The organism is uncultured Porphyromonas sp., from assembly GCF_915070105.1.
In the GTDB taxonomy this organism is placed as follows: Bacteria; Bacteroidota; Bacteroidia; order Bacteroidales; family Porphyromonadaceae; genus Porphyromonas.
Map to the genome: position 1 here is coordinate 32,494 of NZ_CAJZFJ010000002.1, position 24,149 is coordinate 56,642.

Sequence of the window (24,149 nt, forward strand, 5' to 3'; positions counted from 1 at the left end):
CTGTATACACGCGTGTACACAAGTGCGCTCTAAGTATCTCCTCTCTAGGGCTCGCTTGTAGGTCTATTCCTTGGGGATAATGCCTAGGATCTTTAGTGATGGGCTAAGGCTCCTTGGGATACGAATGATACCCCCGAAGATCCAAAGGCAAGAGCATGCGAGCGAGATCATGCGTCAGCCCTAGCCTTAAGGTCTCTCAGAATGGCTAATTTACTACAAATATTACCGAGATTTTGTGTTTCTTTGCCCTTGAGGACTGCACATTCCTTTGCCCTCCCATAGCACCCTAAGGCTATATGGCTCAACCATTAGGGGCGCTTGAGAGTTTCTATAAATACATATCAATAGTACAAATATATGTCAGACGAAAACGAATACCTCCGTATAGAGGAAGATATAGTCTCCGCCCTACGTACGGTCTACGACCCTGAGATCCCAGTGAATGTCTATGACCTGGGACTCATCTATTGTGTCGAGCTCACCGACGATAAGCATGTGACCATCACGATGACCCTCACTGCCCCCAACTGTCCTGCCGCTGACTTCATCCTAGAGGATGTACGGCTCAAGGTGGAGGATGTCGAGGGTGTGACAGGGGTGGATATACAGCTGACCTTCGAGCCCGAGTGGAACAGGGATATGATGAGTGAGGAGGCTATGCTAGAGTTAGGCTTCCTATAGTAAAGAGGAGAGATGAAGCGTACAAAGATCTTCTTCACCAGTGACGCACACCTAGGGTCGGGCTATCACAAGGATCCCCGAGCCGTAGAGTGTCGGCTGGTGCGCTGGCTACAGAGTATAGAGTCCGAGGCTAAGGCGGTGTATTTCCTAGGGGATATGTTCGACTACTGGTTTGAGTACAAGGCTGTAGCTCCTCAGGGTCACGTACGCTTCCTAGGGCAGGTCGCTCTGATGCATGATAAGGGGGTAGAGATACACTTCTTCGCAGGCAACCACGATGTGTGGTTCAGAGACTATCTCACCCACGAGGTCGGGGCGATCATACACCACGATGCACTCACCGTAGAGCTCATGGGGAAGACCTTCCGTCTAGCACATGGGGATAAGGAGTACTGTGTGCAGAAGTTCTCCAACAAGTTCCTCTACAAGCTCTTCCGCAACCCCCTTGCTCGTATGCTCTATGCTGCTGTTCATCCACGCTGGACAGTAGGCTTTGCCCTTAGCTGCTCCCTACGTAGCCGCAAGCGAGGAATGGCAAGGCGTGCCCATGGGAAGATCCCCCATGCCTACCACAACGACTACTTCGAGGTGGAGAAGGAGCTACTCGTACTCTTCGCCAAGCACCACGCAGAGCGACACCCCGAGATCGACTACTACCTCTTTGGGCATCGGCACCTACTCCTAGACCTAGCCCTCCGAGGGGACAAACGTGTGCTCATCCTCGGCGACTGGCTACAATACAATTCCTATGCGGTCTGGGATGGGGAACATCTCTACCTAGATCAGTTCGAGGTAGACTAAGGACAGAGACTGCTAAGGTCTCACTCTGGCTATATAGTAAAAGGTAAGGTACACCACCCCATCATCTCTGTGGGTGGTGTGCCTTACCTTATTTATTATGTCGTATTAGGCTAGAGCATCCCTGCCCTATACTTGCCTAGAAACGTGGGTAGAACTCTACTTAACCTATGAGAAGAGCCTATCCTAAAGGCACACACGAAGCAACTACGTACTATGTCGAAGGATAGATAGCTCTTACCCTTACTCTTTCTCTTTCCCTTACTCCTTCTCTTACCCTTACTCTTTCCCTTACTCCTGCCCGGCTCGTATCCGAGCCTCTAGCGACTGGAAGTAGCGGATGATGTCGGGGTGGCGGTCAGCGACATTCACACGTTCCCTCGGATCACGCTTCATATCGTAGAGCTGAGGAGTCGGGAGGTAACCACTCTCGATCTTGGGTCCCCATGTGATCATCGGGCCATGTGATGAGGGGGCGATGTACTTCCAGCGCTCATTACGTAGGCTGAGGGTCTTGTCGGCTGCCTGCTGGAGGATCCACGGACGACTCTTAGACGAACGTCCCAACCAAGTCGCTAGCTGTACACGGCTATCGGGGGCTGCTCCCTCGGGGAGCTTAACCCCAAGGAGCTCGGCAAAGGAAGCGATCCAGTCCGTCTGACTCACAAGCGCCGAGGAGGTCTGTGCTCCACGCACGCGCCGAGGCCAACGGACGATAGCGGGGATGCGTGTTCCACCCTCGAAGGCACTATACTTATACCCACGATAGATCCCCGAGGGATTATGCCCCTTCAGCAGAGCCTCAGCCTGATCATCATAGCCATCATCGATCACACCGCCATTATCACTAGAGAGCAGGACGAGGGTATCGTCTGCTATCCCGAGGCTATCTAGGGCACGGAGCACCTCGCCCACCGTCCAGTCCAGCTGTACGATAGCATCTCCTCGCAGCCCCATACCGCTCTGACCTCGGAAGCGAGGGTGTGGGAAGCGGGGGACATGCACATCATTCGTAGCTAGATACACGAAGAAGGGTTGGTCTCGGTGCTCTGCCCGATGGGTCTGAATGAAGGAGATGGCACGTGTGGCGATGGAGTCGGCGATATTCTCATCCTTCCATAGAGCCTTTCCCCCACCCTTCATATAGCCGATACGTCCGATACCATTGACGATCGCCATATCGTGCCCGTGGCTTGAGCGAAGGTTATAGAGGAGCTCTGGGTGCGTCTTGCCTGTAGGCTCTCCCTCGAAGGGCTTGCGATAGCTGACCTCGATCGGAGCTGAAGGGTCATAGTTAGCCACCCGACCATTCTCGATGAAGACACAGGGTACTCGGTCTGCTGTTGCAGCCATGATATAGGAGTAGTCGAAGCCTAGATCACCGAGACTAGGAGAGACGAGCCCATTCCAGTCCTGTGTGCCGGTCTTGTCCCCTAGACCTAGGTGCCACTTGCCGAAGGCTGCTGTCGCATAGCCAGCCTGCTTGAAGAGGTCTGCCAACGTGTACTGCTCGGGGCGAATGATCATCCCAGCGTTCCCTGGGGCGACATCAGTCCCCTCCCTACGCCAGGCATACTGCCCCGTGAGCATCCCATAGCGTGAGGGGGTGCTCGTGGCGGCAGCGGCATAGGCATTGGTGAAGCGCACGCCTTGGCGAGCCAGGCGATCGATATTGGATGTCTGTACGTTCTTGGCTCCATAGCATCCGAGGTCGGCATAGCCGAGGTCATCTGCGTAGATGACGAGGACATTGGGGCGAGCGGGCTTGCCCTGCTGGGCATGGAGAAGTGTAGCCCCAGAAAGGAGGGCTAGAGCCGAATGGGAGAGTAGAAGTGGTCTCATACCGCAGATATTCGTATCAGAGTGCAGTCTATGGAGATACATTAGGGTACGGGGGGATACCCCCTAAATGGCAGGGCAAAGGTACACATTAGCCCCCTACAAGCCAAGCATATCCAGCTCATAGGGGACGAGTATTCCCCTCTGCCCACATCATCTATGAAGAAAGGCAGAGGCCACACATCCCTAGGGGATATGTAGCCTCTGTATAAGGTAGCTCCTAGTATAGCTAGGGAAGCATGGATGCGAAGGACTAGAGTCGCTCGATATCCTTGAAGTACCTATAGGTACCGACCTTTAGGTCGATGCAGGAGGCTTCATCGCAGACGATGATCCCCTTGGGGTGGAGCTGCAGGGCAGTGATGGTCCACATCTGGTTCACCGAGCCCTCGACAGCCTGCTGTAGGGCACGAGCCTTACCATGGCCATTGACGAGGACGAGTACCTCGCGAGCGGACATCACCGTACCGACACCTACTGTGAGAGCGGTCTTAGGCACCTTGTTCACATCCCCCTCGAAGAAGCGGCTATTGGCGATGATCGTATCTGTCGTGAGCGTCTTGATACGAGTGCGGGAGGAGAGTGAGGAGCCGGGTTCGTTGAAGGCGATATGCCCATCAGGGCCAATCCCCCCGAGGAAGAGGTCTATCCCTCCGACAGCCTGTATAGCGGCCTCATAGGCTGCACACTCGGCCTCTAGGTCGGGTGCATTACCATTGAGGATATGCACGTTCTCAGCCTTGATATCAATATGGCTGAAGAAGTTCGTCCACATGAACGTATGGTAGCTCTGTGGGTGATCCTTAGGGATACCTACATACTCGTCCATGTTGAAGGTGACGACGTGCTCGAAGGAGACACGTCCTGCACGGTAAGCCTCGACAAGAGCCTGATACATACCCAGAGGAGAGGAGCCCGTAGGCAGACCGAGGACGAAGGGCTTAGAGGCTGTAGGCTGAGCCTCGTTGATACGTCGGACTACATAGTCAGCAGCCCACTGCGAGATGCCACTATAGTCTGGTTGGATGATAAGACGCATTAGGTTAGTTGATATTATGAATTGCTAATAGATACATTAGTATGTGGGTCGCTAGCCCTTGATCCGCTCAGCCATAGCCTGACCGAGACTCCACCCAGCATCTAGGACAGAGGCTAGATCTGACATCTTCAGCTCGACAGCCTCGCCGACGAGCTCCCACTTCATCTCTTCGGCGAAGGGGACAAGACGCTTCACCGCACCTGGTGCCCAGGTATAGGAGCCGAAGGCAGCATAGAGACGATCCTTGACGTCACGGATGCGTATGAGCTGTAGGAGGTTCTCAATGGGAGAGAAGAGCTCCCCGCAGTAAGTGGGGCTACCGATGATGAGCCCACGACAGCTGAATATGTCGCAGAGGATATCGGAGGGGTCGGACTTGCTCACATTGTGGCAGACGACACGCTTCACCCCATGGGCGACGAGGCTCTGGGCGATCACGTCGGCTAGCTGCTCGGTATTGCCATACATCGAGCCGTAGAGGACTACGACACCCTCCTCACTTGTGAAGTGCGAGAGACGCTCATAGAGGTCTAGAGCTTCGCCGAAGCCCTCCTTCGTCCATACGACACCGTGTGTAGGACAGACGAAGTCTACGTCTAGTCCCTGGCGTTGCATATTGGCAAGAGCCTTCTGCACGAAGCCCCCATACTTCCCAATCACCGTAGCGTAGTAGCGGCGCATCTCTCTGAAGTAGGCTGTGCGGTCGGTGATCTGTGTATCGAAGAGGATACCATTGAGAGCACCAAATGACCCGAAGGCATCGGCTGTGAAGAGCGCCTTGCTCGTCTGCTCGTAGGTGAACATCACCTCGGGCCAGTGCACCATAGGAGCCATGAGGAAGGAGAACTCGTGGCGTCCGATACGCAGAGCATCTCCGCTCTTGACCTCATGCAGTCCCTCGGTGATGCCGTGGAAGCCACGGAGCATATCGAAGGTCTTCTTGTTCCCCACGATCTTCATCTGTGGGTAACGCTTACGGAGCAGGCCGATAGATCCACCATGGTCGGGCTCCATATGGTTCACGATGAGGTAGTCAAGAGGCCTGCCCTGTAGGACGAGATCCAGCTTGTGGAAGAAGATGTCGGAGTAGCAGACATCCACCGTATCGATGAGGGTCGTATGCTCATCGACGATCAGATAGGAGTTGTAGGCGACACCACTGGGTAGGCTCCACATATTCTCAAAGAGAGCCTTCATGCGGTCATTCACACCTACGTAGTAGATGGAGTCGCAGACCTGAGGGACTTGGTACATAGCGTGCGTATATATTTATAGATGTATGGCATGCTACACTTGGTGCGGCGCCAAGGCTTAGCCTAGCGTAGGATGCACGTTCATTTATTCTTGCTTGACGAGGTTCTCGTCAGCCCGATGGAGATAGGCATAGATGATGAGTGCCACCCCAGCCACAGCGAAGGGAATGCTGAGGAGCTGCCCCATGTTCAGCCCATAGTGCTGCACCATATCGATCTCCCAAGGCTCCTGTACATTCTTGATACTCTCAATGAAGTAGCGGAAGCCAAAGACACCCAGTAGGAAGTAACCGAGGATAAGGCCCGAGTAGCGACGGGCAGCGTCCTTTCTCCAGTAGAGATACATACAGACAGCGAATACCACGAGGTATGCCAGCGCCTCATAGATCTGCGTCGGATGGCAGGCGGGGATCGTCAGCCCCTTCTCAGCATAGCTTGCGAACTCTGAGGCACGAGGGAAGATGAAGCCCCAGGGCTGGTCGGTAGGCTTACCGAAGATCTCACTATTCATTAGGTTCCCTAGGCGAATGAGCGCAGCAGCCAGCCCTGTAGGCACGGCTAGACGGTCAAGTGTCCAGAGAATGGACTTCTTCGTGACCCGCTTGGAATAGATCCATACGGCGATGATGATACCTATTGTCCCACCGTGGCTAGCCAGTCCCCCCTCCCAGACGGCAAAGATCTTGGCAGGGTTCGCCAGATAGTAGGCAGGGTCATAGAAGAGCACATGCCCGAGGCGTGCTCCGATGACCGTCCCGAGGACGACATAGATGAAGAGGGAGTTCATCCACTCAGGGTTGAGCTTCTCCCGCTTCCAAATACGATCCTCGATCATCGGGCCAAGGATCAACAGCCCTAGGGCAAAGAGGAGCCCATACCAACGGATACCTCTGCCGAAGATCTCGAAGATCACAGGATCGACATCCCACGTAATAGCAGCCAGTGTCATGTGTCTCTAGTATGATATGATATTCTGAATTTGGTTAGCAGAGCTTCCCGATCCACCGCTCCCGATCACCGGGGAGGAGGTCGATCACAGGGATCTCCTGCATCGTATAGCATCCTGGACGCTGACGCATAGAGGCTCGTGCTACGGCTACGAGGATCTGTGCCGTCAGGGCAGGGTTATTGATCTTCATGTTGAAGGATAGGAGCTGATTCTGCGTCTTGCCCGAGACTCCCTTACGGATCATCTCTACCCCATGCCCCATATCGATGAGGGCATCCACATCATCCACGACAGTGACGTGGGTCTCGTCGTGGGCGAAGTAGTCATCGGCCTTGATAGCAGCGATGACCTCGGGGGCTTGATATCCCTCCTCCAGCTCGATGTAGACCATTCGGCGGTGAATACCTGTACCTGTGGGGATGGTCATCGAGAGTGCTCGCTTGACTCCAGCGATCGCCTTGACGGCTACTGTATGCCCCATGCTCATACCGGGGCCGAAGTTGGTATAGGTGATCCCACGGGGCACGATGGCCTCCATGAGAGTACGCACGACCGAGTCGCTCCCTGGATCCCAGCCCGAGGCGATCACCGAGACGGTGTCGTGCTGACGGGCAGCCTCCCCGAGAGTGCGACGTAGGGCAAGTATATCGGTATGAATATCGAAGCTATCCACGGTACGGATCCCCTGAGCCAAGATCCCGAGAGCCGTCTGCTCTACGAGTCGTGTAGGGGTACAGAGCAGGGCTACATCGACCTCCCCAAGCTCTCCGATAGAGCTCACCACAGGATAGGGGCGAAGCTCAGGAGGCACCTGTGTGGCATCTCTGCGTACAACGCCCACGAGTTCGAAGTCGGATGCCGCCTCGAGGGCCTCTACGGCATAGCGACCGATATTGCCGTAGCCAACGACTGCAGCCTTGATCTTATGTATCTCAGACATTCTTTTTTTCTGTTTCTTTTAGTCAAATCACATTGTACCGTGTAGTATATCTGTGCAAAGATAAGAAATACCCTCGGAGCTCGTGCTGGATACCCTTCCCCAGCCTACCCCATCTCTAGTCCCACCCTTAGCCCCCCATAGTTCATCCCCATGTGCCCCTTCCCCCGACACCAGCTATCCCCACCAAGGCCTGCGAAGGCGGGACGACTCCCCCCTCAGAAGAGCCGTCCATATAAGTCTGGAATCAAGCACATTACAAAGACCCCTCCAAGGACTCGGTATGAACGCCAAAATGGACTCGGTAAGAACGCTCATGCGAACTCGGTATGAACGCTAGGGCGAACTCAGTATGAACGCTAGGGCGAACTCAGTATGAACGCTAGGGCGGACTCGGTATGTTCGATACACCGCTCTCAGTATGTCCTCTCCACCCCTCTCTGAATGCCCGATACAGAGGGACTTAGCTCCGAGATCTGAAGGCGGTTTATTTTCCCCTACCCTAACCCCTTGTTTCTGCCTCATCCTACCCCCTATTCCATCCGACCTTAGTCCACGCTTTTGGCTCTGCTCTGATCCCACCTCAGTCCACACGGCCTCCGAGTTCAGAGGCTTGCTTGGTCTCTATTCCCTTCGACTCCAAGTACACCTTCCGACCCGCCCCAACTGCATACTCTTGCTCAAGACTCGGCACATCCCCCACCCTCCTCCACCCTCCCCATGCTCTATCTGCTAGCCTTGCGACTCGGGGGACTCCCACCTCCCCTTTATATCCAGTAGGATAAGCGACCAAGCCGAGGGTACGCAATCAGGAAGCCTTAGCACTCCAGGTGAGCGACGACACAAAAGCCCCGAGGCAGTGCACCACTTCACTGGGTGCACTGCCTCGGGGCTTTGACAATTGGGAAAGAGAGAGGGCTTACTTCTTAGCCTTCTTTATGCCGTCTAGGTAGTAGTTCATGAGCTTGTTGAGGGCGAGATGGCAGGCAGGACAGAAGTCTGGGTTGGCATTCGACCGCATACGACAGTCGAAGCTCGGGCGATACATCCCCTTCTTGCTGTAGGCTGCACCTTCGTATAGCCCCACGGGGTACTTCTTGGCTTGAGCAGGAGGTGTGGGAACGGGAGTACCCTTGCGGATCAGGTGTGACCACTTCTTACCCTCGAAGTCCTTGAGGTTCGTGACGTTCTGCTCCCAGGGCTCAACATCCCTAGAGTAACTCTCCGCTACCGCATCATCTTCGTAGAAGTATTCGTCGGTCAAGCCCCCGAAGCTGTGCCCGAACTCGTGTACGATCACAGGGAGGTAGTACTTGTGGTGTGTCGAGCTGATGAGGTAGGAGTTGTAGATACCGCCACCGCCATAGACATCACTATTGACAAGGATGATTAAGTGCTCATAGGGAATTCCCACGAGAGCATCATTGATGGCCTTGACCCGGCGGGTGGTTAGGTAGCGTTCGCTATAGAAGGTGTCGAAGTGGGAGCTAAAGGGCGTGCGGGGCCAGAAGTGCTCACGGGGGACAGCGACACCCGAGTCCTTGGATGTAGAGCGGACGGCAACGACATTGAAGTGCTCCCGATAGCTCTTGAAGGGCTCGTAGGAGAAGATGGCATCCACGGCAGCCCGAGCATCCTTGAGGAAGAGTGGCATCTCAGCCTCGGTATAGCCTTCGGCAAGGATGGCTAGGTCGATGCAGTCCTTCGCCGTACCCGACTTGATGAGGTACTCGTGGGGCAGGGCGGGCTCCTTCGTACGGTCGTGGATCAAGATGTCTGTAGGATCAATGCGCTGCACCTGTGTGGCGATGACCTCTGCATGCGCACCGCTTAGCTCCATCGTCACCGTGATAGGTGCCTTAGGGTAAGGGATGAGGAAGACATTCTCGTAGGCACGCTGTACCCGCTTGGCCTCATCGGTCAGTCGCCACTCTTGGTAAAGGGAGTTGAAGGACGTGCAGTAGATAACCTTCCCCGAGGCTTCGTCCCGTACATAGAGACGAGCGTTGCCCCGTAGAGCGAGGGTATCGAGGTGGTGCCTGCGACCTGCCCAACCCGTGAGCAGATGATGTTCCTCTGGGTAGATGGTCGTGTGCTCAGAGTCCCCGGAGAAGATGTAGTCCAGGCGCAGCGTGCTGTCTCGGAAGAAGGTGTCGAAGTGCTGTGCCGTAGCTCGCTCTGCCCATCCCATAAGGAGGCAGAGGGCAACGAGGAGAAGGGAGGTAGTCTTTCTTCGCATGATCATGAAGCGTTAATTGGGTCAAAGTAGCAGAGTAGTAGTACGTCACACACGGCTGTGTGGAGGGTAGAGTTCGTCTCTGAGAGCTCGGTACATACGATCATAGGTGGGCAGGATAATCCCGAGGTGATGTGCAGTACGCACGACGTAGCCCGTGAGGTTCTCCAGCTCCGTCCTTCCCCCAGCGAGGAAGTCCACGTGCATAGAGCTGGTGCTGGTAGGGGTCATGAAGGTCTGTCGCTCGATCGTTCGCTCTACCGCATCCTCCCCTAGGTCGTGCCCTAGGGCAGTGTAGAGCTGGCAGAGCTCCTCGATAAGCGCACGCATCCCTCTAGGGTGCTGGGCGAGGGCTTCGCCTACGGTGAGGTTGTAGTAGGAGGTTCCCGTAGCAGTGGCAGAGATCATGAGGTACTTCTTGCGGATATGATCCTCTATATCGTCTGGGTTGATCGCCTTCACACCTACAGAGGTAAGTAGGTCGGCTAGCTCCCGTTCCTCCTCGGTACGTGTAGCCCCACGGCTACCGAAGATGAAGATCTCACGCTCCGCCTCCAGTAGGATCTCTCCTGCCTCGGGCTTTCGCCCCGAGATATAGACACAGCCATCCCACACCCTATTATTAGGTAGGATGCGCTTCACCTGCTCGGTGATGTCAGCACCATTGAGCAGGGGAAGGATGATGGTCTCTGGGGTGATGATGGGTAAGAGCTGACGAAGATTAGCCTCTAGGTCGTAGCTCTTGGTGGCAAGGATCACGAGGTCAGACTTGGGGAGCTCGTGGGGGTCTTCCGCCACGAAGTCAGGCTCGACAGTGAAGTCACGCTCTGGAGTATGGACATGCAGCCCACGAGAGCGAATAGCCTCGAGGTGTGCGCCACGGGCGACGAAGGCGACCTGACGCCCCTTAGCCTCTCGGCGGGCAGCCTGGACGAGCATCGCCCCATAGTAGCCCCCGACACCGCCAAGACCCGAGATGGTGATATGATGCAGTAGCATAGAGATTAGTTCGTTTGAGTTAGTGTTGTTATTGTTATCCATGCTTCTTAATTCTGCCCTTACGATATTCTCTACGTCGCCAATAGCGCATGAAGGGCTCTGTGAAGTAGAGGAAGAGGAGATGACGACGATAGTACCGTGACTTCGTAAAGCAGTTTAGATAGCGACGCTTACGTGCTCTCACGAGGAAGGGCTTGTAGAGCTTTGTGTAGAGGTTATAGGCCTCTTCATCGTGTAGGTGGAGCATGTAATAGTTCCAGATATAGTTTACTAGGAGGGCATTGGCATAGGCAGCAAAACTGGGATTATGCTTTCCCTCCTTAATGAGCTGTTCTAAGTCCTCGAAGAGGGTTATGCCATTCTTCTGAGTAATCTTCTCCGTGATCGCCCCGGGTCTCTCCACTCTATAATGAAGCCCCGAAAAGGGTAAGATCCGATAGGCAGAGCATCGCCAAAAGACCTGAAACGTATAGCACACATCCTCCATGCTGTGCCCCTCCACGAAGCGTAGCCCCTCTATAACCTCCCGCCTATATACTCGTTGCCACACAGCAGGATATACATAGATGTCCAAACCAGAAACATATCGATTCAACACCTCTGCCCTCGTATAGCGTCCACTATGACTCTGTATATCACGTGCTGATATCCTATCAGAATAAACCTCCTCAAAGCCAAAGCCGACAAGGTCAAGATCAGGCTCACGCTCTAGGGCTTCAATACAACGCTCATAGGTATCAAGTTCTAGCCAGTCATCACTATCGAGGTAGGTCACATAGGGGCAGTCCCCGATATACTCTAGCCCATGATTACGAGCAGAGCTTAGTCCTCCGTTCTCCTTGTGTAGCACGAGGATACGATCATCCTCCCGAGCATACTCCTCACAGATCTCCCCGCAGGAGTCTGGGGAGCCATCATCGACAAGTATGATACGTAAGGAGGTAAAGGTCTGATGCTGGACAGACTCAATGCACTGTCGCAGATAAGGCTCTACCTTGTAGACAGGGATAATGACAGCTAGGCGAGGGCTAGACGGAGATGTAATAGACATAGAGCTTGTATTCTGATAGTAAGAGACAGGAAGAGTCGGGAGAACTAGTGGTGAGAAATGCGATAGAGCAAGGACTGAACCCCGAGGAAGGTGCTTGGCATCCGATGGAACAAACGATACTTCCACCACCTAGAGCGTGAACGGAAGGTGTTGAGGTAGGGACGCTGGCTTAGTCGCTGGGCGATCTTGAGGTACTTCTTCCCATGCTCTGCATAGGCTCCGGGGGACTTGACCAGGAGCTTCATGTGTCGCCAAAGGCAATTCACTGCCAAGGTATTGGCAAGGGCTGTGAAGGTCGTGTCGTTATACCGCTGGATAAGCACCTCCAGATCCTCAAAGAGCGTCTCCCGATCAGGTATGGTCACATCCGTGATGGCTCCTGGACGCTGGATGCGATAGTTCACCCCCACACGTGGTAGGAGGGCATAGGCTCTACTTCGCCAAAGAACCTCAAGGGTGTAGGGGACATCCTCCCACTTATGTCCCTTAAAGAACGTCAAGCCCTCTACGAGCTCTCTGCGATAGACTTTTGCCCAAACAGGGGGTGCTACGATCGGCGAAGTCATGGAGACATAATGCAGGAGAGCCTCCTCGTGGCTATAGGTACGAGCCTCGGGGACGACCTCCTCCACCTGCTCTGGAGACACCCTGCGATGCCCATAGCCGACTAAGTCAAGCTCTGGATGACGCTCTAGGGCGGAGATACAAGCCTCATAAATGCCTTCCTCTAACCAGTCATCACTGTCTACGAAGGTCACGTAGGGGCAGTCCCCGACAAGTGCTAGCCCTGCATTTCGAGCATCGCTAAGCCCACCATTCGCCTTGTGGATGACGTGCACCCGTGGGTCTACTGCTGCGTATTCCTCACAGATAGCACCACAGCTATCTGGGGAGCCGTCATCGACCAAAATAACCCGAAGAGCCCTGTAGCTCTGCGTCAAGATCGACTCAATACATGCCCTGAGGTAGGGCTCGACCTTGTAGACAGCTACAATGACTGCCAGAGTGGCATCTGTGGGGTGAAGGTTAGAGACCAAGAGCAATCCTATTTATGACGATGAAAAAGCTCCCGCACCAAGAGCCTTAGGCGAAGTAGGCTAAGGGGGTGGCGATAAAGCCAGCAATGACGAAGTCGCTCCCACCGAGAGCTAAAGACGCTGATATAGGGGCGGGACTGTACCTTCCTCAGAAAGGTTAGGTAGTCAGAGCTAAGAGTATCAAAGAGCACCCTCTCCCGAGTGATACGCTTGAACTGAAGCCAAAGATAGCTCAGCTCTAGCGTATTGGCATAAGTAAGAAAATCCCGATCCTCTCGCCGACGATCGATGAGACTCTCTAGGGAAAGGAAGAGGTCACGCTGGTCTAGCAGTCTACTCTCGGTAGCTGCGCCTGGTCTCTGGACTCGGTAGTTCAGCCCAGCGATAGGGAGAAGGGCATAGTTACCCAAGCTCTGACAGAGCACCTCTAGGGTGTAGCTCACATCCTCCCACAGCCTTCCCTCGGGGAAGCTAAGCCCTACTAAGGCAGAGAGGCGATAGACTCGGCTCCATACCAATGCTCCGACGATAGGCGATTTGCAAGAGAGGAAGAGGCGCAGAGCCTCCTCCCTTGTCAGCGTCTCCTGCGATGGGATGAGGGGGTGGACATGATCGGGGTAGACCATATTGTACCCGTAGCCTACAATGCTCACCTCGGGATGCTCCTCGAGGTGACGAATGCACCGCTCATAGGTATTCCCCTCGAGCCAATCATCCGAATCCAGAAAGGTGACATAGTCACAGCCGTCGATGTGCTTTAGTCCAAGGTTGCGTGCCGAACTCTGGCCTCCATTCTCCTTGTGTAGCACGATCACTCGCTCGTCTCGCTGGGCATACTCCTCACAGATCGCCCCCGAAGCATCAGGCGAGCCATCATCGACGAGTATGACTCGGAGATCTCGGTAGCTCTGCCCTAGGATAGACTCTATGCACTGACGGAGATAAGGTTCGACCCTATAGACGGGTACGATGACGGCTAGCTTCATCTTCGCTCTAATAGAGTGGTGTAAAGGTCTTGATACCCCCGAGCCATTGCCCGATAGTCAAAGAGAAGGGCACGCTCACGAAGTCTCTGCCCTCGCTCGGCCTCCCGCTCATGGAGCTCCAGTCCCTCTAAGACAAGGCTTGCCATAGCCTCGGGCTCGACGTCTCGGAAGTAATACGCTTCCGCTCCCCCTACCTCCGGAAGGCTAGTCATCGGGCGAAGGAAGAGAGGCTTGCCGAGGGACATGGCCTCTACGACTGGGAGCCCAAAGCCCTCCGCCATCGAGGGATGTACGAGTGCACGACAATGGTAGAGGAGCTGAGCCTTCTCCTCATCCCCCACTGCCTTCATCAGGTGTACCCGCCCCTGTAGTCCATAGCGAGCCACGAGCGAGGTAATGCGCTCTAGGTAATCGGCTTTGGCCTCCGAATAGATCAGGACGAGCTGTAGCTCCTCGGGTAGGGCTGCGAGCATGGGGATGAGTAGGTGCTGTTGCTTCTTCTCATGCAGTACCCCTAGAGCTAGTAGATAGGGAGCCCGAGGGATCAGTCTAGGTTTAGGGAGGGACGCTAGACGGGCTTCATCGGGAAGGAAGATCCCGTTGTGGATCACCCTCACTGGCAGATCCTCCGCCAGTTCAAAGCGCTCCCTATGCCTCATGAGATCCTCCTTCACATAGTGCGATATGCAGGCGATGCCCGTAGCCCGACGGAGGTTAGAGGCTACTAGGCGCAGGAGCTTCTCCCGCTTCTTCGGGGCAAGAGGCTCGGTGAGGAAGTTTAGGTCATGAAGGGTCACGAGACAGGGCTTCCCCCACAGCTGTGGGAAGTAATGCTGTCTCTGATGGGTCAAGTGTATGAGGTCAAATCCTCGGGGGCTTGGGTTGAAGAACGCATGAAGCGGCGAGAAGGCTACCCTCCCCTCCCCTCCGATCCCTCGGGGGGCATAGAAGTGGTACTCTAGCCCACTATCCCCTACCTCCCGTAGCCCCGTCTCTAGGGCACGGCAGTAATAGCCCAAACCAGAGTATGGGTAACGTCTACGCTCTAAGTCGATGAGCAGGCGAGGGCTACTTAGGGGCTTCATGAGGGTAAAGATACTCAGAGTTGGTCAAAGATCCCCTGCCAGCGTGGTATGTTTCGCTCGGGGAAGTATTCCTCGACACGTCGCATAGAGGCCTCAGCAAGGCTTTGGCGTAGCTCCTCCCGAAGGCATAGCTCACGTAGCTTCGTAGCGTATTCGTCTAAATCAAAGGGAGTAACGAGACGTCCATACTGCTCCCCTGTGCCTATAATCTCCTTGACCCCATCGGAGCATCCGAAGGCAATGGGTACGACTCCGTAGCTCTGAGCCTCGGTCAGTACGAGTCCCCAGCCTTCGTAGGTAGAGGTCATGGCTAGGACGGAGGACTGAGGATAAATCAGGCTAGGATCAGGGGCATAGCCTCGGAGGCTTATGCGGGGAAGTTGCTTACCCTCGATCAGTGCCCTTAGGTACTTCTCTTCTTTGCCCTGACCATAGATCTCTACCGACCACTCGGGGAGCTCTCGGTGTATCTGCTCCCAGATGTAGATGAGTCGATCAGCCCGCTTGTCGGCATAGCTTAGCCGCCCCATGAAGATAATCTTCTTCGGACGACCGAGGAGGGTTACCTCGCCCTTTGGGGGGCGCACCATATTGGGTAGAGAGACAAACTTCTTCTGCTCCCCCTCACTTAGTCCGAGGGAGTCTGCAAAGATCTTGATGTAGCCTGGTGCGAGGGTGATGAAGCAGTCTACCTCGCTCACCAGATGTCGGTACCACTTGATGAGCCGTGCACGATCGGGGACAAGGAGTCTTCGGGTGCGCCGTATAAGTAGGCTATAGATGTTCTTATGCCAGGGGTGATGAGGCTTATAGCCCGCACGCTCCCTACGGTCGATCAGCTCCCAGAGTGGCGAGCTATGGCACCAATAGATGAGCCGTAGACCTGCCGAGCGCAGGTAGGCAAGCTGGTCATTAGGTAGTGCTATAGGGATGATCACGACTTGTATCCCTCGTGCCTTGGACTCTCTGAGGATAACGTCTGCACTCTCCCGAGTCCAAAGCCTTACCCCCTCTGGGAAGAGTGTCAGACTGATCTCGGGGCAAGCGGGCAGTACCCATTCCTCGGCACGATGCTCCTCGGCAAAGAAGTGCGTACAGATACCCATCTGGCGAAAGATAAGGCTCGTCTCCCTAGAGACTTCCTCTGCTCCCCCCAGCGCAAGCCGGCGGTGTACAATCGCTACGTGCAAACCCTTTGTATCCATTCTAAAACAAGCTAAAAAGAAGCCCCTCGTGGGGGCAAAGTTAGAGACCTCAAGCGAGGTATCGGGGGAACCCCGTGGAAAGTACCCTCGGTACCTCTTAGCAGTTTCCCTCAGTACCTCTGGAGAGGTTTCCTCGGTACCTTCGTGAGATCATAGACTCCCCCCTCAATCTCTCAACGGGAAAAAGAAAGGATCGTGTACGAACTAAAGTCCATCAAGTGCCATGGCGAAGGCCTCTACATCCCGCCTCGGTGGTCAGATCGTATATAGACTAGAGACGCTTGAAGATCTCCTCCCATGCCTCACGGCTTCGCTCGGGGCTGTATTCCAAGCGTTTGCTTAGACACCCCTGCTGTAGCTTCGCTCTATAGTCTGTGTCACGACAGAGCCTAATCAGCCGCTGTGCATACTGGCTCAAGCTGAAGGGGCGAATCAGCACCCCAGCACGCTCATCCTCGCCAAGTACGGCACGCACCCCCGAGGAGCAGGCAAAAGCCATCGGCACAACACCATGGTTCTGTGCCTCGGCAAGTACCATCCCCCATCCCTCATGCGTCGAAGTCAGTAGGAGTACAGAGGCTCTTCGGTAGACCTCGCTTGGCTCAGCAGCATAGCCACAGAGACGTATACGAGGGAGTCCCTTCTGCTCTAGGTATGCCTTCAGTCGCTCCTCATCAGGACCTGTGCCGTGTATCTCCACACGCCAATCAGGCAAAGCCTCGTGAGCCCTTGCCCAGATGTCGATGACACGATCCACCCGCTTGTCCGCATAGCTCAGACGCCCAACGAAGATGATGAGCTTCTCCTTCTCCAGTGTTGGATGTGGCTCTACCTGTAGCGTATTGATTAGGGGAACGAGTTTGGAGGCTTGCTCGGCGGGTAAGTACAGTCGCTCGGCAAGCTCTCGAGCATACGCAGGGCAAAGTGTGAGGTAGAGATCCGTACCCTCTATGACACGTCGGTAGTAGTCCTCCCATTGCCGCTTATAAACACCCGTCCAATACTTGAAGGGCACACGTAGGAAGATCCACTCTAGGCGCCGACTAAGATTCTTCTTTACTAGGAAGCGACGATCGTCAATAGCAGCCCGATATTCCCAGAGGGGCATCCCGTGGTTCCAAAAGATTAGCTTTACCCCAGTGCTTCTGAGGGCATCTAGGTAAGGGAATGGGGAGATGTTGGGGATAAGGAGCACCGAGATCTGATGTAGATGTAGCTCTTGAATAAGGAAGTCTACTGCCTGCTGATTCCAGAGCTTTGCCCCCTCAGGGAATAGCGAGAGAGAACAGTACGTAGGGTCAGGTATCTGCCATTCCGCCTCTCGCCACTCTACAGTATAGTAGTGTAGGTGGATCCCCATGGAGGCAAAGAGCTTGCCCGTATCATGCACGATGACATCCAGCCCTCCACGGAAGAGGATCGGATGAACACTAGCGACATGTAGGCCTTCTATTTCCATTGATCAGTTTAGTTAGCTATCCTAAGGGCTGTATGGCTCACTGCGGTATGCTTCTAGGAGGGAAAGGGGATTTGTACAAACTAAAGTTCGGCAAGAGCAAAGACGGAAGTCTCGACCTCCCCGCCTCGGCAGTCAGATTGTATTTAGACTAGAGACGCTGGAAGATTTCCGCCCATGCCTCACGGCTTCGCTCGGGGCTGTACTCCAAGCGTTTGCTTAGACACCCCTGCTGTAGCTTCGCTCTATAGTCTGTGTCACGACAGAGCCTAACTAGACGACGGGCATACTGGCTCAAGCTGAAGGGGCGAACCAGCACCCCAGCACGATTATCCTCACCAAGTATGGTACGTACCCCCGAGGAGCAGGCAAAGGCCATCGGGACAACACCATGGTTCTGTGCCTCGATCAAGACCATTGGCCACCCCTCATGCGTCGAGGTCAATAGCAGTACAGAGGCTCTTCGGTAGACCTCGCTTGGCTCGGCGGTATAGCCACAGAAACGTATGCGAGGGAGTCCCTTCTGCTCTAGGTATGCCTTCACTCGCTGCTCATCTGGGCCTGCGCCGTATATCTCGACACGCCAATCAGGCAAAGCCTTGTGAGCCCTTGCCCAGATGTCGATGACACGATCCACCCGCTTGTCCGCATAACTCAGACGCCCGACGAAGACGATGAGCTTCTCCTTCTCCAGCGTCGGCTGTGGCTCTATCTGCAAGGTATTGATTAGGGGTACGACCTTGGAGGCTTGCTCGGAAGGTAAGCAAAGCTGCTCGGCAAGCTCCCGAGCATACGCAGGGCAAAGCGTGAGGTAGAGATCCATCCCCTCTATGACACGTCGGTAATAGTCCTCCCATGGTCGTCGATAGGCACCCGTCCAGAGCTTGAAGGGCACACGTAGGAAGATCCACTCTAGGTGCCGACTCAGCTTCTTCTTCACTACGAAGCGACGCGCCTCGATAGAGTCATGATATTCCCATAGGGGCATCCCATGGCTCCAAAAGACTAGCTTCACACCAGAGCTTCTGAGGAGATCTAGGTAAGGGCCAGGGAAATAGTTGGGGATAATGAGTACCGAGATTTGACGTAGACGTAGCTCTTGAAGGACGAAGTCTACAGCCTGCTGATTCCAGAGCTCTGCCCCATCAGGAAGCAAAGAGAGAGAGCAGTACGTAGGGGCTGGTAGCTGCCACTCCGCCTCTCGCCACTCGATAGTATAGTAATGCACGTGGATACCCATAGAGGCAAAGAGCTTGCCCGTATCACGAATAACCACATCTAGCCCACCTAGTCCAAGGACAGGATAGACAATGGCAACGTGTAAGCCTTCTATTTTCATAGATAGAATAAGTTTGAACTCCTGAGGGCTATATGGCTCACTGCAATGTGCCCCTAGTGAAAATTAGATGAGTGGCTCGAGGATGCCTCCCGATGGGGAGCATGGGAGAGACTCTCGTGGAGGCGAAGTAAAATCGGCGCCGTTGATGGCGTAAGTCGATCCCCATATCTAAGTTCTGCCTCGTGAAGGATCTGAGTGGCCTCACTCACCTGACGCTCCTCTAGTGCGAAGTACATACGAACACTTGCCTCGTAGAGGGAGAGAGCTAGCCTCAGCTCCTCCTTGCTCCCAAATCGTTGCTCGGGCAGGAAGAAACTCTCTAGCTGGAGTACCAGCTCCTCTCCATAAATATCCCGATCAAAGTCCAAGAGATGAGCCTCGATACTGCGAAGCATGGTCGCCTGATCAATGCTCGGACGTGTACCGATATAGAGCATTGCCTTGTACTCGGCCTCCTTACCCCCCTCTCGGAGGTAAGCTCGAGCAAGGTAGACGCCATCCTGAGGGAGGACTTGGGTGGCATAGCCGAGGTCGATATTGGCTGTCGGGTAGCCAAGTTTCCGTCCTAGCTGCTGTCCCTGCACGACTTTTCCCTTTAGGGAGTAGCGACGGCCAAGCAGCAGAGCCACATGAGCGACGTCACCCGACTTGATACTCTCTCTGATACGTGTTGAGCTCACGACCTCGCCATCGACTTGGTAGCTTCGTCCTCGGTGGATAGCGATACCGAGCCTCTGTCCTAGACGTTCATAGTCTTCGATAGTTAGACTAGCTCCTTTGCCAAAGTGGTGGTCGTAGCCAATGACAAGATCCGTCACACCGATCTGTCGGAGCAAAACGTCCTCCATAAAGGCTTCTGCGGACATCGAGGCAAGAGTCTCAGTAAAAGGTAGGTCATGCACCTTGACTCCACCTAACTCACGGAGCAACTGATTACGCTCCTCAGGTGCTACCAAGTGTTCGATCCTGAGATCAGGGCGAAGGACGTCGGATGGGTAAGGGGAAAAGGTCACGACATGTAGCTCTGCTTCGCCATAGTACTGAGCGAGGTCTCGCATCTGACCTAGGAGCATAGCATGCCCACGATGCACACCATCGAAGGAGCCGATGGTAGCAATTATCTTTTGACCCATGAGAGAGGATTTAACTTGGTTCGTTCGTGCCACAGCTGGAAGTGCAGTAGGCGTGTCCCACTGCCATCAGGAGCAGTACCTATCGTCCCGAGGGCTTGTCCCGTCTTGACCTTTGCGCCCTGTCCTACGGAGAGAGCGGCGAGGTTAGCATAGACGGTGAGGTAGTTCCCATGCCTCAAGATCACCGCCGTACCATACCCAGGGACGACGAAGACACGGCTAACCACTCCAGCGAATACAGCATAGGCACGACTATCGCCCTGCACCCCATAGTCTACCCCACTACTGCTGACCTGTACACGAGAGAGCTCGCTGTGTCGGTGCACGCCGAAGGTACGTAGTAGAGAATAAGAGCCTCTGATGGGAGCAGGGAGCTTACCCTTGTTCTGCGAGAAGGAGGAAGCTAGGGCACGCTCGCTGGCATCCATTGCATAGCCACCGGGGGAGGCTGCACGGCGTTCGTCAGCAGGCTCCTCGGGTGTCGGCGCGGGGGTGGAAGGGGAAGTGGGAGCAGAACCCTTCTGTCCCTTTGGAGCAGGGGTGGGTTTGGTCTTAGTGCGAGCTGCGAGTTGCTTCTTACGGAGCTCCTCGGATCGTCTCTGGGCAGCGACTATCTCAGCCTCCACCTGTCTCTGTATCTGCCTATCGAGAGCCTCGGCACGCTGCCTCTGGCGAGAAAGATCTTGGGCGACCTGCTTCTCTTGCCCCTTGAGGCTCTTTACCTCTGTGGCACGTGCAGCCTCTTCCTTCTCGAGCTTACGCTTCTCTTGCTCTCTCAGGGCTAGGAGCTGCTCCTTCTCGGAGTGTGTGCGCCCGACCTCGGCCTTAGTGACCTCTATCTCAGAGCGGGTACTTCGTAGAGCCCGAGAGGCCTGCTGCACGGCCTTGACATACTTACTTAGGAAGTGCTGTCGCTCCCGTGCTTGGGTCGGTGTGGAAGAGGAAAGGATGAAGACCAATGGGTCAATATGAGTATCTACACGCTGGAGCTGAAGGAGAGCCGCTTGGTAGCGCAGGAGCAGTGCACCCTCCTCTCGCCTTAGACGACCGATATGTCCCGAGAGGGTATCGATACGAGCCTGCAAGCCACTGACCTCATGCCCGAGGAGTGAGACGACCTCACGGCGCTGAGCGACCTGCTGCTGGACAGCACGCAGTGTCTGCTCGGAGCTCTGAGTGGTGGCACGTAGCTGCTGGAGCTTCTTGTCGCCTGCCTCAATCTTCTTAAGGAGCTGGCGACGCTCCTGCTCTAGCCTACGTAGTGTCCGAGACTTGCTCTGCGCCTGTGCGCTGTACGGGTGCGAGAGTCCCAGCGAGAGAAGTACAAGGAGGGTAAATAAGCTGATTGACCTCATGAGGCTCTGATTATTGCTCGGATGCCAGTACACGTAGTAGGGATGAGATGGAGATACGCTGGTAGCTAGGCTTGATCTGAGGCTTGAGGTTAGGAGGAGTACCCTCATAGGGCTGGACTCGGCTCCAGTCGATGACCAGACGAGGGGCAGCATTTCGATCTTGCCCCAGATAGAGCTCGGTACGCTCGGGTAGTAAGGAGGAGGGTGCTGTATAGCGAAGGGCAAAGATACGCCCACGAGCAGCCTCCTGATGCCAGACGTCGAAGACCTCAGCATATCCCGTACGACCAAAGCCCCAGCGGTAAGTATATCGCTGTGCACTCTGTGTCGCACCCGGACGTAGATGTCCCGAGAGCTCTGCCCCTCCCTCTGGATAGGCTCGATAGAGGAGCTCGTGTGCTCGACGCTCCTGAGCAGCCTTGGGGAGGAAGGGCCGGCCTATGAGCAAAGCCTCTACCTCTGGATAACTCAGTGGGAAGCCAAGATAGTCGGAGAGCTCGGCATACGAAGCCTCGGCATAGCGACCATGGATGCGATCCACAGCTGTGATCCCCTCAGGGGTAAACCATACACGGCCAGCCTCGACAAGGGGGAATGGGACAACGGACCAATAGACCCCTCGTCCCCTTTGGATCGTCGTATTGACCTTAGAGGAAAAGCTTTCCTTCCCTAGCTGTACCTGTAGATTCATCGCTCCACGTAGCATCGCCCCCTCACCAGAGGCGAGGTCTGTGGGCGAGGAGAGCAGGGAGCGTAGACGAGCCTCGGAGTAGGCTTCTGCCCCAGCGACAGTACCTCCAGTGGCGTTGGTACCACGACGAGATAGATCACAACCAGAGAATAGGAGTGTAGCCAGCAGGGCTACTGTATAGAGAGAATATCGCATTATCTTTTCTTCTTCTTTGTGACCTTGGTCTCCTTGACCTTGGGATTCTGTAGTCGGGCTATCTTAGCATCTACTTGCTGCTTTTCCTCGAGATCGCCCTGCTCTTCGTAGGCCTTCCGAGCACTGATGAAGTAGAGGAGAGCCTCATCCTGATCCCCGAGGGCTAGGAGGATGTCTCCCATGTGGTCATACATATCCCCTGAAGACTTGTCTCCCGCCTTGTCAATAGCCTTTCTCTGATAGAGTCTAGCTAGGCTGTCATTCCCTCGCAGGTGAAGGATGTAGGCATAGGTGTCTAGGATATGAGCTACGTCAGGATTGAGCTTGACCGCCTGGCCTGCGTATTGCTCTGCTAGCTCGAGTTCTTTCCCTGCCTTCGCTAGACGATAGGCATAGTTATTCAGCACGTCGGGGTCATTAGGATTGGCCTCTATAGCTAGGCGATAGAGACTGTCGGCTAAGACCCTCTGAGCTGCTGAACCACGCTCTGCATAGAGATCTGCGAGCAGACCATAGAGTCGAGCTGCTCCGTCCCCCTTCTTAGGATTGATGGCACTGGCTCCCCGCTCTAGGGTCTTGATGGCATCTGAGAAACGCTCTTCTGCAAAGTCTCCAGTAGCCAGAGCGATGTGATACCGCCAGTCCTCTGGCACATACTGAACAGCCTCTCGAGCGACCTGCACGATGAGGCTATCCTGGGAGAGCCCGACAGCATTCTGAAAGAGCTCATCCCACAGCCAAGCCGTCGAAGGGTGTAGCTTCGTCTGAGGACGAAGGACATCTATCGCTTCCTGATGGTGATCTCGATAACGAAGGAGCTGTACATAGCTCCTGAGGATAGAGAGATCCTCGGGATGGACAGTGAGGAGCCGCTTGATACGGGGCATATACCGCTCATCGAGGAGCTTCTCCTCACCCGCTATCTCATTGGAGAGGAGCGACCAAAGGACGAACTTCTCTCCAGCGCTGATCTCGGGATCTTCGCTTAGCTGTACGAGCTCCTGCTCTGCCTGCTCATACTCCTTCTTGGCAATATGTAGGTGGACTCTGAGAGCACGAGCATCACCAGGGCGGATCGTCTGCTTCTTGACATCGGCAGCTAGTCGCTTATTCACTTCTTGATAGCGTCCATCCTGAATGAGGAAAAGGATCAAGTCATAGTAGTACTTCCTATTCCCAGAGAACAGCGAAGCCTGGGTCTCATACTCCTGCTCGATGGCCTTCTTATTGCCAGCGAGCTGGTGGAGCTGTATCTTGATCTGGGTAAGCCTATTATAGGGATCTGGATGTGGACGGAAGCGAGCCTGAAGCTCCGTACACAGCTGGATGGCCTGTGGGATATAGCCCGTACGAGCATAGAGCTGGACGAGACGATACTTCACATCCACGTCATCGGGATCGAGGCTCAGGAGTTGCTTATTCACTCGTAGCGCATCCTCCATACGCTCGGTCGCAATATAGGCAGAGGAGAGCGCGGAGGCAAAGGCTATGTCTGTGCTATCCGACCGATAGGCTTGCTCCAGTAGAGGCAGGGCCTCGCTCTGTCGCTCGGCATCCATATATGTACCTCCAAGGGCAAAGGCTATCATAGGATCCTTAGGCGAAAGCTGATAGGCTTGCTGTAGGAGGTCTAGGGCCTCGTCCATCCGATTCACTCGCTGGGCAAGAACCCCTCGGTAGAAGTAGTCGGTAGCCTTATCCTCTCGACTGAGGGTATCTATTCCTGTTCGCTTACCGACCTTAGCTGTCTGCTGCCCGCACACGCTGTAGTTCTCGACGAGGCAGAGGGTCAGCAGACCTATGTATATGAGTTGCTTTCTGATGCTCATTTCTATCTATAACGTCGCTCTATCTGCACAGAGCATACCAATATCTTTCAAAGATA

Annotated in this window: 20 protein-coding genes; 2 read left to right on the top strand and 18 right to left on the bottom strand. The window is 54.8% G+C overall.

Features of this window, described 5'->3' with window-relative positions; all coding sequences use genetic code 11:
• The first annotated feature begins 357 nt into the window (after positions 1-357).
• Together QZ554_RS00410 and QZ554_RS00415 are read left to right on the top strand one after the other, a co-directional pair.
• Positions 358-681 carry an iron-sulfur cluster assembly protein gene (locus tag QZ554_RS00410; RefSeq protein WP_297193327.1) on the top strand — a complete coding sequence of 108 codons (324 nt, stop codon included), beginning with the start codon at positions 358-360 and terminating at the stop codon, positions 679-681.
• 12 nt (positions 682-693) lie between these two features.
• A complete protein-coding gene (locus QZ554_RS00415; protein WP_297193329.1) occupies positions 694-1,482 on the top strand; it encodes a UDP-2,3-diacylglucosamine diphosphatase in 789 nt (262 codons plus the stop codon).
• 288 nt (positions 1,483-1,770) lie between these two features.
• Here QZ554_RS00415 and QZ554_RS00420 read toward each other — a convergent pair whose 3' ends face one another.
• From QZ554_RS00420 to QZ554_RS00505, 18 genes are all read right to left on the bottom strand, one after another.
• Positions 1,771-3,321, bottom strand: a complete 1,551-nt coding sequence (locus QZ554_RS00420) for an arylsulfatase (RefSeq protein WP_297193331.1) — start codon at positions 3,319-3,321, stop codon at positions 1,771-1,773.
• Positions 3,322-3,571: 250 nt separating this feature from the next.
• Positions 3,572-4,357, bottom strand: a complete 786-nt coding sequence (gene nagB / locus QZ554_RS00425) for a glucosamine-6-phosphate deaminase (RefSeq protein ID WP_297193333.1) — start codon at positions 4,355-4,357, stop codon at positions 3,572-3,574.
• 51 nt (positions 4,358-4,408) lie between these two features.
• On the bottom strand, positions 4,409-5,611 hold the full coding sequence (locus QZ554_RS00430; protein WP_297193335.1) for an FprA family A-type flavoprotein: 1,203 nt from the start codon (positions 5,609-5,611) through the stop codon (positions 4,409-4,411).
• 84 nt (positions 5,612-5,695) lie between these two features.
• A complete protein-coding gene (gene lgt / locus QZ554_RS00435; RefSeq protein WP_297193337.1) occupies positions 5,696-6,559 on the bottom strand; it encodes a prolipoprotein diacylglyceryl transferase in 864 nt (287 codons plus the stop codon).
• A 34-nt stretch (positions 6,560-6,593) separates the two neighbouring features.
• Positions 6,594-7,490, bottom strand: coding sequence for a diaminopimelate dehydrogenase (locus QZ554_RS00440; RefSeq protein ID WP_297193370.1), 897 nt, complete (start codon positions 7,488-7,490; stop codon positions 6,594-6,596).
• A gap of 925 nt (positions 7,491-8,415) precedes the next feature.
• The gene (locus tag QZ554_RS00445) at positions 8,416-9,687 is read right to left on the bottom strand and encodes a M64 family metallopeptidase (RefSeq protein WP_297193372.1); all 1,272 of its coding nucleotides are present in this window, start codon (positions 9,685-9,687) and stop codon (positions 8,416-8,418) included.
• Between the two features lie 93 nt (positions 9,688-9,780).
• Positions 9,781-10,773: a ketopantoate reductase family protein gene (locus QZ554_RS00450; protein WP_297193339.1), complete on the bottom strand. Its 993-nt coding sequence runs from the start codon at positions 10,771-10,773 to the stop codon at positions 9,781-9,783.
• Positions 10,766-11,782, bottom strand: coding sequence for a glycosyltransferase family 2 protein (locus tag QZ554_RS00455; RefSeq protein WP_297193340.1), 1,017 nt, complete (start codon positions 11,780-11,782; stop codon positions 10,766-10,768). The genes QZ554_RS00450 and QZ554_RS00455 overlap by 8 nt, the downstream gene beginning before the upstream one ends.
• A gap of 44 nt (positions 11,783-11,826) precedes the next feature.
• Positions 11,827-12,825: a glycosyltransferase gene (locus QZ554_RS00460; RefSeq protein WP_297193342.1), complete on the bottom strand. Its 999-nt coding sequence runs from the start codon at positions 12,823-12,825 to the stop codon at positions 11,827-11,829.
• Between the two features lie 2 nt (positions 12,826-12,827).
• Positions 12,828-13,805 carry a glycosyltransferase family 2 protein gene (locus QZ554_RS00465; RefSeq protein ID WP_297193343.1) on the bottom strand — a complete coding sequence of 326 codons (978 nt, stop codon included), beginning with the start codon at positions 13,803-13,805 and terminating at the stop codon, positions 12,828-12,830.
• Complete coding sequence (locus QZ554_RS00470; RefSeq protein WP_297193344.1) at positions 13,802-14,890, bottom strand: glycosyltransferase family 1 protein; 1,089 nt, start codon at positions 14,888-14,890, stop codon at positions 13,802-13,804. The genes QZ554_RS00465 and QZ554_RS00470 overlap by 4 nt, the downstream gene beginning before the upstream one ends.
• A gap of 14 nt (positions 14,891-14,904) precedes the next feature.
• Positions 14,905-16,095 carry a glycosyltransferase gene (locus QZ554_RS00475; protein WP_297193346.1) on the bottom strand — a complete coding sequence of 397 codons (1,191 nt, stop codon included), beginning with the start codon at positions 16,093-16,095 and terminating at the stop codon, positions 14,905-14,907.
• Positions 16,096-16,366: 271 nt separating this feature from the next.
• A complete protein-coding gene (locus tag QZ554_RS00480; protein ID WP_297193348.1) occupies positions 16,367-17,554 on the bottom strand; it encodes a glycosyltransferase in 1,188 nt (395 codons plus the stop codon).
• Positions 17,555-17,702: 148 nt separating this feature from the next.
• Entirely contained in the window at positions 17,703-18,890 is a 1,188-nt protein-coding gene (locus QZ554_RS00485) for a glycosyltransferase (RefSeq protein WP_297193350.1), read from the bottom strand.
• A 53-nt stretch (positions 18,891-18,943) separates the two neighbouring features.
• A complete protein-coding gene (ribF, locus tag QZ554_RS00490; protein ID WP_297193352.1) occupies positions 18,944-20,023 on the bottom strand; it encodes a riboflavin biosynthesis protein RibF in 1,080 nt (359 codons plus the stop codon).
• Positions 20,008-21,378: a peptidoglycan DD-metalloendopeptidase family protein gene (locus QZ554_RS00495; protein ID WP_297193354.1), complete on the bottom strand. Its 1,371-nt coding sequence runs from the start codon at positions 21,376-21,378 to the stop codon at positions 20,008-20,010. The genes ribF and QZ554_RS00495 overlap by 16 nt, the downstream gene beginning before the upstream one ends.
• Positions 21,379-21,388: 10 nt before the next feature.
• Positions 21,389-22,264, bottom strand: a complete 876-nt coding sequence (locus QZ554_RS00500) for a DUF4292 domain-containing protein (protein ID WP_297193356.1) — start codon at positions 22,262-22,264, stop codon at positions 21,389-21,391.
• On the bottom strand, positions 22,264-24,093 hold the full coding sequence (locus QZ554_RS00505) for a tetratricopeptide repeat protein (RefSeq protein ID WP_297193357.1): 1,830 nt from the start codon (positions 24,091-24,093) through the stop codon (positions 22,264-22,266). The genes QZ554_RS00500 and QZ554_RS00505 overlap by 1 nt, the downstream gene beginning before the upstream one ends.
• Between the last annotated feature and the right edge of the window lie 56 nt (positions 24,094-24,149).

Coding starts and splice junctions, on each gene's coding strand:
- QZ554_RS00485 (WP_297193350.1), bottom strand. CDS start 18,890: ATGAAAATAGAAGGCTTACACGTTGCCATTGTCTATCCTGTCCTTGGA.
- QZ554_RS00445 (WP_297193372.1), bottom strand. CDS start 9,687: ATGGGATGGGCAGAGCGAGCTACGGCACAGCACTTCGACACCTTCTTC.
- ribF (WP_297193352.1), bottom strand. CDS start 20,023: ATGGGTCAAAAGATAATTGCTACCATCGGCTCCTTCGATGGTGTGCAT.
- lgt (WP_297193337.1), bottom strand. CDS start 6,559: ATGACACTGGCTGCTATTACGTGGGATGTCGATCCTGTGATCTTCGAG.
- QZ554_RS00455 (WP_297193340.1), bottom strand. CDS start 11,782: ATGTCTATTACATCTCCGTCTAGCCCTCGCCTAGCTGTCATTATCCCT.
- QZ554_RS00495 (WP_297193354.1), bottom strand. CDS start 21,378: ATGAGGTCAATCAGCTTATTTACCCTCCTTGTACTTCTCTCGCTGGGA.
- QZ554_RS00505 (WP_297193357.1), bottom strand. CDS start 24,093: ATGAGCATCAGAAAGCAACTCATATACATAGGTCTGCTGACCCTCTGC.
- QZ554_RS00410 (WP_297193327.1), top strand. CDS start 358: ATGTCAGACGAAAACGAATACCTCCGTATAGAGGAAGATATAGTCTCC.
- nagB (WP_297193333.1), bottom strand. CDS start 4,357: ATGCGTCTTATCATCCAACCAGACTATAGTGGCATCTCGCAGTGGGCT.
- QZ554_RS00470 (WP_297193344.1), bottom strand. CDS start 14,890: ATGAAGCCCCTAAGTAGCCCTCGCCTGCTCATCGACTTAGAGCGTAGA.
- QZ554_RS00480 (WP_297193348.1), bottom strand. CDS start 17,554: ATGGAAATAGAAGGCCTACATGTCGCTAGTGTTCATCCGATCCTCTTC.
- QZ554_RS00450 (WP_297193339.1), bottom strand. CDS start 10,773: ATGGATAACAATAACAACACTAACTCAAACGAACTAATCTCTATGCTA.
- QZ554_RS00500 (WP_297193356.1), bottom strand. CDS start 22,264: ATGCGATATTCTCTCTATACAGTAGCCCTGCTGGCTACACTCCTATTC.
- QZ554_RS00465 (WP_297193343.1), bottom strand. CDS start 13,805: ATGAAGCTAGCCGTCATCGTACCCGTCTATAGGGTCGAACCTTATCTC.
- QZ554_RS00430 (WP_297193335.1), bottom strand. CDS start 5,611: ATGTACCAAGTCCCTCAGGTCTGCGACTCCATCTACTACGTAGGTGTG.
- QZ554_RS00420 (WP_297193331.1), bottom strand. CDS start 3,321: ATGAGACCACTTCTACTCTCCCATTCGGCTCTAGCCCTCCTTTCTGGG.
- QZ554_RS00475 (WP_297193346.1), bottom strand. CDS start 16,095: ATGGATACAAAGGGTTTGCACGTAGCGATTGTACACCGCCGGCTTGCG.
- QZ554_RS00415 (WP_297193329.1), top strand. CDS start 694: ATGAAGCGTACAAAGATCTTCTTCACCAGTGACGCACACCTAGGGTCG.